This window comes from Actinoplanes sp. CA-051413 (assembly GCF_050955795.1).
Lineage (GTDB): Bacteria > Actinomycetota > Actinomycetes > Mycobacteriales > Micromonosporaceae > Actinoplanes.
Genome location: NZ_CP192100.1, coordinates 3,266,390 through 3,277,317, shown reverse-complemented (window position 1 = coordinate 3,277,317; position 10,928 = coordinate 3,266,390). Strand labels below are relative to the sequence as shown.

12 protein-coding genes are annotated in these 10,928 nt (G+C 71.6%); 4 read left to right on the top strand and 8 right to left on the bottom strand.

Annotated elements, in window-relative coordinates:
- Nucleotides 1-3: 3 nt before the first annotated feature.
- Nucleotides 4-414 carry a nitroreductase/quinone reductase family protein gene (locus ACQP2Y_RS15530; protein WP_433728682.1) on the bottom strand — a complete coding sequence of 137 codons (411 nt, stop codon included), beginning with the start codon at nucleotides 412-414 and terminating at the stop codon, nucleotides 4-6.
- A gap of 63 nt (nucleotides 415-477) precedes the next feature.
- On the opposite strand from ACQP2Y_RS15530, the gene ACQP2Y_RS15525 reads away from it, so the two are divergent.
- The gene (locus ACQP2Y_RS15525; protein ID WP_433728680.1) at nucleotides 478-858 is read left to right on the top strand and encodes a PPOX class F420-dependent oxidoreductase; all 381 of its coding nucleotides are present in this window, start codon (nucleotides 478-480) and stop codon (nucleotides 856-858) included.
- A 58-nt stretch (nucleotides 859-916) separates the two neighbouring features.
- Here ACQP2Y_RS15525 and ACQP2Y_RS15520 read toward each other — a convergent pair whose 3' ends face one another.
- Nucleotides 917-1,657, bottom strand: coding sequence for a GAF and ANTAR domain-containing protein (locus ACQP2Y_RS15520; RefSeq protein ID WP_433728677.1), 741 nt, complete (start codon nucleotides 1,655-1,657; stop codon nucleotides 917-919).
- Between the two features lie 177 nt (nucleotides 1,658-1,834).
- Nucleotides 1,835-2,638, bottom strand: coding sequence for a maleylpyruvate isomerase family mycothiol-dependent enzyme (locus ACQP2Y_RS15515; protein ID WP_433728675.1), 804 nt, complete (start codon nucleotides 2,636-2,638; stop codon nucleotides 1,835-1,837).
- Nucleotides 2,639-2,730: 92 nt separating this feature from the next.
- Here ACQP2Y_RS15515 and ACQP2Y_RS15510 point away from each other — a divergent pair, with 92 nt between their 5' ends.
- Nucleotides 2,731-4,176, top strand: coding sequence for an ArnT family glycosyltransferase (locus ACQP2Y_RS15510; RefSeq protein ID WP_433728673.1), 1,446 nt, complete (start codon nucleotides 2,731-2,733; stop codon nucleotides 4,174-4,176).
- On the opposite strand, the gene ACQP2Y_RS15505 is transcribed toward ACQP2Y_RS15510, so the two are convergent.
- A complete protein-coding gene (locus ACQP2Y_RS15505) occupies nucleotides 4,160-5,128 on the bottom strand; it encodes an SDR family oxidoreductase (protein WP_433728671.1) in 969 nt (322 codons plus the stop codon). The genes ACQP2Y_RS15510 and ACQP2Y_RS15505 overlap by 17 nt on opposite strands.
- Before the next feature lie 217 nt (nucleotides 5,129-5,345).
- Between ACQP2Y_RS15505 and ACQP2Y_RS15500 the strand changes: the two genes are divergently transcribed.
- Complete coding sequence (locus ACQP2Y_RS15500; RefSeq protein WP_433728669.1) at nucleotides 5,346-7,172, top strand: CocE/NonD family hydrolase; 1,827 nt, start codon at nucleotides 5,346-5,348, stop codon at nucleotides 7,170-7,172.
- Nucleotides 7,173-7,254: 82 nt separating this feature from the next.
- On the opposite strand, the gene ACQP2Y_RS15495 is transcribed toward ACQP2Y_RS15500, so the two are convergent.
- Together ACQP2Y_RS15495 and ACQP2Y_RS15490 are read right to left on the bottom strand one after the other, a co-directional pair.
- Entirely contained in the window at nucleotides 7,255-7,446 is a 192-nt protein-coding gene (locus tag ACQP2Y_RS15495) for a hypothetical protein (RefSeq protein ID WP_433728667.1), read from the bottom strand.
- 1 nt (nucleotide 7,447) lies between these two features.
- The gene (locus ACQP2Y_RS15490) at nucleotides 7,448-8,188 is read right to left on the bottom strand and encodes a hypothetical protein (RefSeq protein ID WP_433728665.1); all 741 of its coding nucleotides are present in this window, start codon (nucleotides 8,186-8,188) and stop codon (nucleotides 7,448-7,450) included.
- Between the two features lie 13 nt (nucleotides 8,189-8,201).
- Between ACQP2Y_RS15490 and ACQP2Y_RS15485 the strand changes: the two genes are divergently transcribed.
- On the top strand, nucleotides 8,202-9,188 hold the full coding sequence (locus ACQP2Y_RS15485) for a hypothetical protein (protein ID WP_433728663.1): 987 nt from the start codon (nucleotides 8,202-8,204) through the stop codon (nucleotides 9,186-9,188).
- On the opposite strand, the gene ACQP2Y_RS15480 is transcribed toward ACQP2Y_RS15485, so the two are convergent.
- On the bottom strand, nucleotides 9,138-9,941 hold the full coding sequence (locus tag ACQP2Y_RS15480) for an MBL fold metallo-hydrolase (protein ID WP_433728661.1): 804 nt from the start codon (nucleotides 9,939-9,941) through the stop codon (nucleotides 9,138-9,140). The two genes, ACQP2Y_RS15485 and ACQP2Y_RS15480, sit on opposite strands and share 51 nt — an antisense overlap.
- Nucleotides 9,942-9,963: 22 nt before the next feature.
- Nucleotides 9,964-10,659: a type 1 glutamine amidotransferase domain-containing protein gene (locus ACQP2Y_RS15475; RefSeq protein ID WP_433728659.1), complete on the bottom strand. Its 696-nt coding sequence runs from the start codon at nucleotides 10,657-10,659 to the stop codon at nucleotides 9,964-9,966.
- Nucleotides 10,660-10,928: the final 269 nt, after the last annotated feature.

The following is a 10,928-nucleotide window of genomic DNA, read 5'->3' as shown; positions in this document are numbered from 1 at the left end:
CCCTCATCGCGGTCGCAGGTCGATGCGCACGGTCAACGGGCTCGAAGCCATCAGCCGGCCCAGAGCCGCGTCCCACTGATACGGCAGCGTCCGCGAACGAGCCAGCGCATCGTCGTCGGGCAGCACCACCGCGACCCCCGTACGCCAGAGGCCGCCGACCTTCACCCGTACCGCCGGATGGACCTGGAGGTTGCGGACCCAGTCCGCCTGAGTTCCGTGCGCCGCGACCAACCAGAAAGTGTTGCCGACGCAGCCGTTACCGACGGGCGTGTGCCGTGGCAGCCCGGTGCGCCGGCCGGTCGTCTCGAGCAAGGCGAACGCGCGTGGAGCGATGCCTCGGCGCAGAGCGAAGCGCGTCAGGCGGTTGTTGATCCGCTCGACTGCCGTGACGATGCGGTACTTCCGGGAACGCATGTGCTGCGGTTCTACCACAGCCGGCTACGACGCGCGGCGTGGTGCGATCGATAGGATCGGTCGATGACCGTGCCGCAGGAGATCCGCCGGAGCAAGTACGTCAGCCTGACGACCTACCGCAAGGACGGCACCCCGGTGGCCACGCCCGTCTGGCACGTGCCGGACGGCGACGAGCTGGTCATCGTGTCCGAGGCCGAGGCGTGGAAGGTCAAGCGGATCCGCCGCAACCCCGACGTCGTCGTCACGGTCTGCAGTCTCCGCGGCAAGGTCGAACCGGGCGCCCCGAGCGCCACCGGCACGGCCCGGCTCCTCGACGAGGCCGGTACGGCCAACGCCCGCAAGCTCCTCGGCCAGCGGTACGTCACCTCCCGGCTCGGCAACGGGGTCGCCAAGCTGCTGCGGTTGCGCCGTCCACCGATGATCGGCATCGCCATCCGACTCTGAGTGAGTTTTTGCGAGGGCTGTTCTCCGGACTTGTGAAGCGCCGGTGGTGGAGCCGCCGCTATGTGGGGCTGCCGCCGGAGGCGGGTGCGGGCAGGAAGCTCGGGTCGGTGACGCATCGGCCGGCGACGTGTTGCAGGCGCTGGTTGGTGTGCCGTGCGTAGGCGCGCAGCAGGTTGAAGGCCTCGTCGACGCTGATGTTGCGGGCGTGGGCGACCGCTCCTTTGGCCTGTTCGATGAGGATTCGGCTGTTCAGCGCTGTCTGCAGCTGTTGGGTCAGGCCCTCGGCGTGTTTGATCGACCGGTGGTACAGCAGGCTGATCGTTGCGACGTCGGCGAGGGACTGCACGATGTGTGAATCGGTGTCGTCGAAACGGACGGGGGTGGTGCCGAACACGCCCAGCGCTCCGATGGCGTGGTCGCGTAGCTGTAGCGGGAAGGCGTGCACGGAGCGGAACCCGACAGCGCTGGCCTGGGGTGCGAATTGTGGCCAGCGTTCTGCCGCGCTCTGCAGGTCGGTGCTGATCACCGGTTCGCGCTGGTGGAACGCGTCTACGCACGGGCCGTCCTGTTTCTGCAACTGCAACAGTTCCAGAAACTTGGTGGTCTCGTCCGAGGCGGCCATGTAGTGCAGGCGGCCTTGCGGGTCGGCCAGCAGCGTTCCGGCGGTGGCGTCGGGGACGAGTTCGGCGATGTGGTCGGCGAGCATCTGCAGGAACTCGACGACGTCGAGGTCGGGGCTGTGGGTGTCGGCGACCTCAACGAACATCGTCGCGAGGCGGTGCGGGGACACGGTGATCATAGTCGGCTCCCGGACGGTTCTGATGATGGGCGAAGACACCACTGACTTACCCGCGCCGGCACCGGGTGAGTGCTTCAGAGGGCTGCTATCTGGACGTGTTGAGGGTTCGGCGGCCCTGTCGGGTGGCGGGCCGGCCGCGATCGAGGCGGCGGACCACCCCGGCCCGGCGCTGCATCTTCAGTCGCTGACATGGGCGGTGTGGTCGAGCCAGTGCCGGACCAGGCCGGCGTCGCCGTCGATGCTGATGCCGGTGGCTTCCCCGCCGGTGAGCGGAAGCCGCCGGGTCAGGGTCAGCAGCAGCGGTCCGGCCGGGCCGGACACCGTCACGTCGGCCGGCCGGGTTCCAGGCTGCCACGTCGCCCCGTCGGGCCGCCGTTCGACGGACCAGGCGCCCGCGTCGTCCGCGAGGTCGGTGGCCAGCCACTGCAGGGTCTGCCCGGTGCCCCGGATGGCGTGGGCGGACTCGGACCGCAGCATCGCCCACGTCGGGGAGGTGAGCATCGCGAAGTGGTTGCTGATGAGCGGAGCCGCGATGTCGGCGTTGATGTCCACCGGCCGGCCCGCCGCGTTCTCCGCGTCGAAGCCGTGGACGACCGTCTCGTTGAGGACGCTGGTGAGCCAGAAGCGCGTACCGGACCGCTCGTCGCCCGCGGCGTTGAACACCGGCGCGTCCAGCGCGTCGTCGGAGCACGCGCTCGCCACCCGCTGCGCCGATTCCGACAGCCACGCCTGCCACTCGCCGGGGTCGGCGGGGAGTACGGCCATCTCCGTCGGCAGCTGTGCGGGGTCGGTGATGCGCCGTTCGATGATCTCCGCGACCCAGTGCTGGGTCTGGCCCACGTGCTCGACCAGGTCGGCGACGGTCCAGCCGGGAGTTGTCGGCACGGCAGCGTCAGAGCCGGCCGCGACGGCCGCGTCGGCCAGGCGGGCGGAGTGTTCGATGATCGCGCGCCGGGCGCGATCGGGGTTCAGCTCGATCATGGGATCGTCCTCTCCAAGGTTCCGTTGCTCTTGTCGACTCGGCGGGCCGGTCGAACTAATCGGTGTCCGGCGGAATTTCGGTAGTCTGCCTTGTGCGCCGCACACGTCCGGAGTGGCTCGTGGCCGCCGCGCTGCTCGTGCTGTTGGTGCTGACCAGCTCCCGGTACGGCTGGCACCGCGACGAGCTGTACTTCGTCGTCGCCGGGCAGCATCCCGCGTGGGGTTATCCCGACCAGCCGGTGCTCACCCCGCTGCTGTCGGCCGGGTTGTACCGGCTCGGCGACGGCTCCCTGGTCGTCCTCCGGCTGGCCTCGGCGCTGGCGTCGGCCGCGACCGTGGTGCTGGTCGGCGTGATCGCGGGCCTGCTCGGCGGTTCCGGGCGGGCCCGGCTGCTGGCCTCGAGCATGTGGGCCGTCGGCACGGTCGCGCTGGTCACCGGTCACCTGGTCAGCACGGCGACGTTCGACGTCATGTTCACCGCGGGCGTTGTCGCGTGCGTGCTGAAGGCGTTGACGAGCGGTCGGCCCGGCTGGCTGCTCGCGGCGGGTGCGGTGCTGGCCGCCGGGCTGCTGAACAAGCTGGTGATCGGCATCGTCGTCGGCGTGATCTGCGCGGCGCTCGCGGTGGTGGGCCCACGGCGGCTGTTGTTCACGTGGCAGGCCCTGGCCGGTGGGGTGCTGGCGGTGCTGGGAGCGTTGCCGTACCTGCTCTGGCAGTCGGCTCACGGCTGGCCGCAGTCGCAGGTGGCGGCGTCCATCGCCGGTGAGGGCAACCGGGTCGCGGTGATCCCGGTCCAGCTCGTCCTGGTGTCGATCCTCCTGGCGCCGTTCCTGATCGCGGGCCTCGTGCGCCTGCTGCGGCCCGGGCCCGCTCGGGCTTTCGGGTACGCGTACCCGGCACTGCTCGTGCTGCTCCTCGCCACCGGCGGCAAGGGCTACTACGCGGCGGGACTGCTGCCGGTGATCGTGGCCTCCGCAGGGCTCGCCACCGACCGCTGGCTCGCCCGCGGCCGGCGGCGGCTCCGGATCGCCCTGGTCAGCGCCGCGGCCGGGGTGTCACTGGCGCTCAACGCGATCAACGCGCTGGCCCTCACCCCGGTCACCCAGCTGCAGGAGAGCGGCATCAACGACCTCAACCCGGAAGCGGGCGAGCAGGTCGGCTGGCCGCAGTTCCAGGACGCGGTCCGGGCCGCGGTGCGGACCCTGCCCCCGGACCGGCGGACCGGGGCGCTGGTGTTCGCCTCGAACTATGCCGAGGCGAGCGCGGTGCGGCTGGGCCGCGGCCTGCCGCCGGCCTACAGCGGGCACAACGCGTACGCGTTCTGGCCGCCGCCCGCCTCGGCCACCGGCCCGGTGATCCTGACGGGCTTCTCCCCCGGCGACGCGACCAGCCGGCACTTCACGGGCTGCCGGCCGGCGGGCCGGGTGGACAACGGGTACGGGTTGGACAACGACGAGCAGGGCGCGCCGCTGCAGGTGTGCGACGGCCCGGCCGGCAGCTGGGCCGCGGTCTGGCCGTCGCTCATCCACTACGACTAGCGACTCGTACCGGTTGCCGCCGGGAAGGCGCAGCGGGTGAGGTCCTCGGAGATCTCCCAGATGCGGCGGGCGTCGTCCTCGCTGCGCAGCCGCGAGTAGAGGTCCTGCTCGGCGGGTGCGCCGCCCAGGTGACCGAAACCGCTGGCCCGTAGAACCGGCCGCCGGCGTCCGGGGTCGTCGCGGCCAGCAGGGCCGGCAGCGGAGCCGTCTCCAGGTTGCCGACGATGAGGCCGCGGGCGGACAGGGCCCGGATGATCCGGACGCCGGCGGTGTCGCGGGCCCGGCCGAGCTCGGGGCGGGCGGCCAGCAAGCTGGTGGGCGCGATCCCCGGGTGGGCCAGGTTGCTGGAAATCTCCCAGCCCGCGGCCCGGCTGCGCCGGTCCAGCTCGAGCCCGAACAGCCCGAAGGCGATCTTCGACTGGCTGTACGCACGGCCGCCGTTGTACGACCGTTCCCAGTTCAGGTCGTCCCAGTTGATAGCGCCCTGGTTCGCGGCGATGCTGATCTGCGAGGTGACCCGCGCGCGGCCGGCGCGCAGCAGGGGCAGCAGGTGCGAGACGAGCGCGAAGTGGCCGAGGTGGTTGCTGCCGAACTGCAGCTCGAACCCGTCGGCGGTGCTCTGCCGGTCGGGCGGGGTCATCACGCCGGCGTTGTTGACCAGGATGTGGATCGGGCGGTCCTCGCCGCGCAGCGTGGCGCCCAGCGCGGCGACCGAGTCCAGCGATGACAGGTCGAGGTCCCGCAGGGAGACCGCGGCCTGCGGGTGCTGCTGCCTGATCCGCGCGACGGCCGCTTCGCCCTTGCGCCGGTTGCGGACGGGCAGGACGACCTCGGCCCCGGCCCCGGCGAGCCGCGCGGCCAGGCCGAGACCGACGCCGTCGCTCGCCCCGGTGACGACCGCGAGCTTTCCGGAAAGGTCAGGAACGGGAATGGTCGATGAGGTACGTGACATGACCTCAGGATGCGGGTCCGGAACCGGCTTATCCACGGCCTGTCAGTCCGAGGCTGGAGCGCCCCCGAAGGCCTACACGGCTGTGCCGGGCAGCGAGAGCTACGACAAGCTCCAGCTGCTGTCGGTCATCGGCCCGCTCTGCGGGCAGCCCAACCCCGGGCGGACACGCTAGCGTCGAGCTACGCAGAGACATTGCTCTATCGCTCGGGGAGGTCAGATGAACATTCGCAGGCGGACTTCAACCGCCGCGGCCGGCGCGCTGATCACGATTGCGGCTCTCGCGGTAACCAGCACGGCGGCGACCGCTGCCCCTCCGTCGCAGGCGCCGGTCCAGGCGCCCGCCCCGGGAGGCGTCACCCACGAGGAGAACCCCCGGGTTCCCGAGGGTGCGGTGTGGACGGAGGCCTACTTCCCGTCCGCTGACCGCAGCGGCGCCGAGCTGCACGCCGACGTCCTCCGGCCGGCCAACCTGCCGGCCCACGCCCGGACCCCGGTGATCCTGGCCGTCGGCCCCTACTTCAGCCATGCGGGCCAGACGGGGCCGCAGGGCTGGGACCGGACCGGTCCCTCCAATCGGTTCGCGGACTTCACCAGCGGTACGGACCTGTTCGACCGCGGCTACACGTACGTGATGGTCGACCTGCGCGGCTTCGGCGGCAGCACCGGCTGCCTCGACTGGGTCGGCCCCGGTGAGCAGGCGGACGTCAAGGCCGCGATCCAGTGGGCGGCCGCCCAGCGGTGGTCGACCGGCAAGGTCGGCATGTACGGCAAGTCGTACGACGCGGTGACCGGTCTGGTCGGCAACAACCTGCGACTCGGAGCGCTGAAGGCCGTGGTCGCCCAGGAACCGGTGTGGAACATGTACAACTACCTGTTCAGCAGCGGTGTCCCCCGGCCCAACGTGACCGCCACGCCGGACGCCTACAACAGCATCGCCACGATCGAGGCGCTGCCCGACGACACCGAGCGCTACCAGGCCAACGCCGCCTACGAGAGTGCCCACCCCGAGTGCCTGGCCGACAACCTCACGAACAACAACAACCCGGACCTCGGCTCGCGGTACTGGCGCGCCCGCAACCTCGCGGCGCAGGCCAAGGGCACGAGCACCCCGCTGTTCGTCACCCAGGGCTTCATCGAGAACAACACCAAGCCGGAGGACATGGAGGAGTACCTCGACAACCACCGCGGTGTGGAGCGGGGCTGGCTGGGGCAGTGGGAGCACGTCCGCGGCAACGACACCAACGAGCAGGGGCAGCTGCTCCAGGGCCGCGCCGGCTTCTTCGCCGAGGTCATGCGCTTCTACGACCGCTACCTGAAGGGCATCAGGCCGTCGGTCCAGGACCCCGCGTACGCCATCGAGGACAACACCGGCGCGTGGCGGGCCCAGCCGACCTGGCCGACCCCGTCGTCGTACACCGCAGCCCGCCTGTCCGACGGGCAGTACGTCGACGACGGCGTCGCCTCGACACTGGCTGCACCGGCCGCTCCGGCCGGCCAGCAGTGGGACATGGAGCACGCCACGGATCCGGCCCCGCCCGCCACGAGAAGCCTCGCGCCGATGCCGGCGGCCGCGGACGCCCAGAGCTTCTTCAGCTGGTCCACGCCGGTCAGGTCCCGGGTGCGGATCACCGCCACTCCGCGGATCACGCTGCACGCCAGTGCGCCGGGCAACGTCATGGTGCGGCTGTGGGACGTCGCTCCGGACGGGACCGCGGTGATGTTCGACGAGAACGTCTCGCTGATCGAGCGGGCCGGCCGGGTGGCGTTCGACCTGAAGTCCACCGACTGGACCTTGGCGGTGGGTCACCAGCTGGGGGTCCAGGTCGGCACGATCGGCAGCGGGAGCTGGCTCGACACGCCGTCCGGCAACACGATCCGGATCAGCCGGGCCCGGCTGGGTCTGGCCCTGCAGAACCCCCGGTACGACGTGCCGACCCAGGGCGACCGGTCACCGTTCCTCGACACCTACCTGAGGCAGTACACCCGCACGCTCACCGGCGTGGGTGAAGGCACCTTCCCGCTCACGCTGCCCAACCGGCACTGAACGACCTGTCGACCAGGAGAGTGTGGACTACCCGCGCCGTAACGGTCCCGGGTAGTCCACGCTCGACTGCTCCAGGTGACGCCTATCGACGCCTCGGCAGGTCGTCGAACGCGCCCAGGGCGACCGCGTGTGTCACGAAGTCAGCCGCGTTGGCGGCGGCCGTGCCGGGCTCGTAGTACTTGTCGCGGTCCACGCCCCAGTCGGAGATCGACTTGACGACGATCCACGGGACGTCGGCATCGGCGGCGGCCGCGTAGAGCCCGTGCCCCTCCATCTCACCGCCGAGGGCGCGGCTGTGGTCCTTCTTCAGCTGGTCGCGGCGCTCCCGGGAATCGAACAGCGTCTGCGCCGACAGCAGCGAGCCGAACCAGACCTTGGCGGTGGGCCAGTCGGTCGACGCCGGCCCGGAGCCGGCTCACGATCGCGGACCTGGTGCTCACCCGGTCGCCGAAGAGCTCGGTGTGGTCCTCGTGCTCGATCCGCCGGTCGAGGTCCTGGATCGTGGTGGCGACGATGACGTCGGTGAGCCGCTGGGGCGACTTCCAGTCCTCGCGGAGCCCGTAGCAGATGCCCACCATGATGACGAGGTCCGGCTTCCACTGCCGGATGGCCTCGGTGGCGGTGGACTGCGCGCCGCCGGGACCGCCGGCGCCCGGCCGGGCGCACTGGGCGAGGCCCAGCGTGGTCGGGCCGATGGCGCCCAGGTCGTAGGTGACCACTTCTCCGGTGAACGGCCGTACGGGCTCTTGTCCGGTGACGGGACGGACAGCGCGCAGCACCGCGTCGCGCTCAGTGTCCGTGACGGTCAGCAGCAGGACCCGGGTGTTGGGCAGGTCGGCGGCCAGGGCCCGGAAGTCGGCGAGCATGCCTTGGTGCCGGTTGATCGCGAACCGGGCGGAGGCCCAGGTGACGGCGATGGTCATCAGCCCGGCGACGCTGAGCAGCCAGCCCAGGATCTGCGTCGGCAGGGTGGCGGAGGTGACGCCGGGGGTGCTCTGCCACACCAGCCACTGCAACGCGGTCAGATAGGTGGCGGGCCGCCCGTCGCACGAGGTGCCGCAGGCCTGGGCCTCGATCGAGGCGACGAACAGGGCGAGGACCGCGACGACGACGGTGACGCCGCCGACCCAGATGAAGAAGAATCCGCCCCTGGCGCATCGCTCGCGTGCTCACGCCCCGGGTGAGGCAGACCAGCACCTCGCGCACCCGGCCCTCCCCGACCTCCAGACCGTTGGCCTGGGCCGCCGCGCCGGCCTGGCGCCTCACCAGTTCCTCCATCCGGGAGGAGGCCAGCCGCAGCAGCGGGGTGCCGTCGCCCGGACCGGCGTGGTGACACAGTGGCATCGACCAGTTGAAGCCCGGCAGCGACTCGGCCGCCAGCTCGTCCGCGGCCGTGCCGACGAACGTCCGTCGCAGCCACGCCGACTCGTTCACGACCTGGGCGCACATGAACACCGCGACGTAGACCATCGCGGACAACGCCAGTCCGACGATCACCAGCGACGGCCGCGTGTCCGTCACGACCGACCCGAGCGCCAGCGTGGCCGCCACCGCGAGCGCGAGCGCCGGCGGTACCGCGAACACCAGCATGTCCCAGCGCCGGTCGATCAGCCGGAGCAGCCGGAGACCGAAGCCACCGCGGGCCGGCGGCGGCAGGCGCATGAACTGCGGACGTTCCAGCAGTGCGAAGCTCTCCGGCCCGAGCCGCACCAGCCGGTTCTCGGCGTCCGCCACGCGAAGCACGACGCTCAGCGGCCCGCGCGAGCGGACGATCCCGAGGACACTGCGCGGCCGGGCGACCCGGATCGCCTGCCGACCGAGCTCAGCCGCCCGGACGGCGCGCGCCGCGGCGCGACACTGGGCGTACGTCATCGGCGCCATGGCGCCATCGTCTCCGAGCCGGTGGCGGACCGCACCCCGGTCGCCCGATCGGGTTCCTCGCCGACCACCAGTACGGCGTCGCGGTCACGGTCGCAGCGACACCCAGGTCCCGTGCTCGCGCAGGTGCAGCACTGAGGACAGTCCGGCCTCGTCGAACGCCGTCTCGAGGTCCGTCGCGCTTTCCGAGAAATGCGCCCAGCCATCGTAGTGCGCGGGGATCACGATGCCCGCGCCGAGGACCGCGGCGGCCGCTGCGGTCCGGCGGCTGTCCAGCGTCAGGGGACGGCCACGGAACTTCGCCGGCACCCGGGCCGCCCCGGCGAAGAGCACGGCCACGTCGATATCCGGTACGCGCCGGGAGATGTCGGCCACCGCCCGCAGCGACGCGTTGTCGCCACTGACGTAGATGACCGGCAGGCCGGCGCCGGCCAGCACGAAGCCGCTGACCTCGCAGTTGACGTTGCCGTCGGCGTCACGCTCGCCGTCCTCGGGGCCGTGGACGGCCGGCACCGCCCGTACCGTCAGATCTCCGCCGCCGTCGGCGCGGGGCACCGCATGCTCGGCCCAGGTGGGCAGCCCGACCGCGGGCGGCCCCAGCCGGCCGGCCGTCGCCGGGCCGGTCAGCACCAGGGGTGCCGCCGCCGCGACGGCCCGGCCGCGGTCGTCCAGGTTGTCCGGGTGCTGGTCGTGGCTGACCAGGACGAGGTCAACGGCGCCGAGCTCCGCTTCGGCCGCGGCGGGGCCGGCCACCTTGGTCAGATAGCCGTGCGGGCCCGGGGCGTCGAACGTCGGGTCCACGATGATCCGCAGACCCCCGACATCGATGACCACGGTGGGACCGCCGAGGACCGTGGCGGCGCAGTCCTGCCGCGCGAGCACGCCTGTCATGATCAACCCCCTGCGGGCGTCCTCAGCCGAGAATCTTCAGCAGTCGTTCCGCCAGCGTGGCAGCCGAGTGCGGATTCTGGCCGGTGAGCAGATTACGGTCCTCCACGATATACGGCTCCCAGACCGGGCCCCGGCTGAATTCGACGCCGACCTTGTCCCGCAGTTCGTCCTCGAGCAGCCACTGACACCGGGAGGCCAGGCCGACCGCCTCTTCCTCCTCGTTGGTGAAGCCGGTCACCCGGTAGCCCCGGAACGGCGACTCGCCGTGGATGCGGGTGGCCAGCAGCGCGGCCGGGGCGTGGCACACGATGGCCAGCGGCTTGCCCGAGGCGAGGGCCGCGGTCAGCAGCCGGCCCGCGTCGGCGTCGACGGCCAGGTCCTGCATCGGGCCGTGCCCGCCGGGCAGGTAGACCGCGTCGTAGTCCTCGAGGCGGGCGTCCGACAGCCGCAGCGGGCGCCGCATGACCTCGGCCGACCGGATGATCTCCTCCAGCTCCAGGGCGCCCTGCTCGCCACCGGCCATCGACGGCCGCAGGCTCATCATGTCGACGTTCGGCGTGGTGCCGCCGGGCGTCGCGACCACCACCTCGTGACCCGCTTCCGTCACCGCCCGGTACGGCATCGCGAACTCCTCGGCCCAATATCCGGTCGCCCATCGTGTGCCGTCCTTCAGCACCAGGTACGTGGCTCCTGAGACCACGAAAAGCACCTTCGCCATCACGCCTCCTCCTTCTTGTCCCTGCACCTGGCATCAGGGTCGCGCTCCCGGGTGCCGCGTCGCGCCGGTGAACCCCCGGGGCAGCACCCTGGGACCCGGTGCGGCCCGTTCACGGTCGCCCGTCTCCGAAAACCCGTGGGCAGACCGGCTCTGACCTGCTGTTTTATGCACCACCACGGTCGTGGCCCGGGAAGGACCGAACCCCAGGACGTGTCGACCAGGGCATCTCACGGGTGCGCAACGCACCCGGGCCTCGGGAGGCTGGTGAG

Bases quoted from the DNA above. Each gene is read 5' to 3' on its own strand.
- ACQP2Y_RS15525 (WP_433728680.1), top strand. From the start codon at position 478: ATGACCGTGCCGCAGGAGATCCGCCGGAGCAAGTACGTCAGCCTGACG.
- ACQP2Y_RS15480 (WP_433728661.1), bottom strand. From the start codon at position 9,941: ATGACAGGCGTGCTCGCGCGGCAGGACTGCGCCGCCACGGTCCTCGGC.
- ACQP2Y_RS15520 (WP_433728677.1), bottom strand. From the start codon at position 1,657: ATGATCACCGTGTCCCCGCACCGCCTCGCGACGATGTTCGTTGAGGTC.
- ACQP2Y_RS15505 (WP_433728671.1), bottom strand. From the start codon at position 5,128: ATGTCACGTACCTCATCGACCATTCCCGTTCCTGACCTTTCCGGAAAG.
- ACQP2Y_RS15475 (WP_433728659.1), bottom strand. From the start codon at position 10,659: ATGGCGAAGGTGCTTTTCGTGGTCTCAGGAGCCACGTACCTGGTGCTG.
- ACQP2Y_RS15515 (WP_433728675.1), bottom strand. From the start codon at position 2,638: ATGATCGAGCTGAACCCCGATCGCGCCCGGCGCGCGATCATCGAACAC.
- ACQP2Y_RS15495 (WP_433728667.1), bottom strand. From the start codon at position 7,446: ATGGAGGGGCACGGGCTCTACGCGGCCGCCGCCGATGCCGACGTCCCG.
- ACQP2Y_RS15500 (WP_433728669.1), top strand. From the start codon at position 5,346: ATGAACATTCGCAGGCGGACTTCAACCGCCGCGGCCGGCGCGCTGATC.
- ACQP2Y_RS15530 (WP_433728682.1), bottom strand. From the start codon at position 414: ATGCGTTCCCGGAAGTACCGCATCGTCACGGCAGTCGAGCGGATCAAC.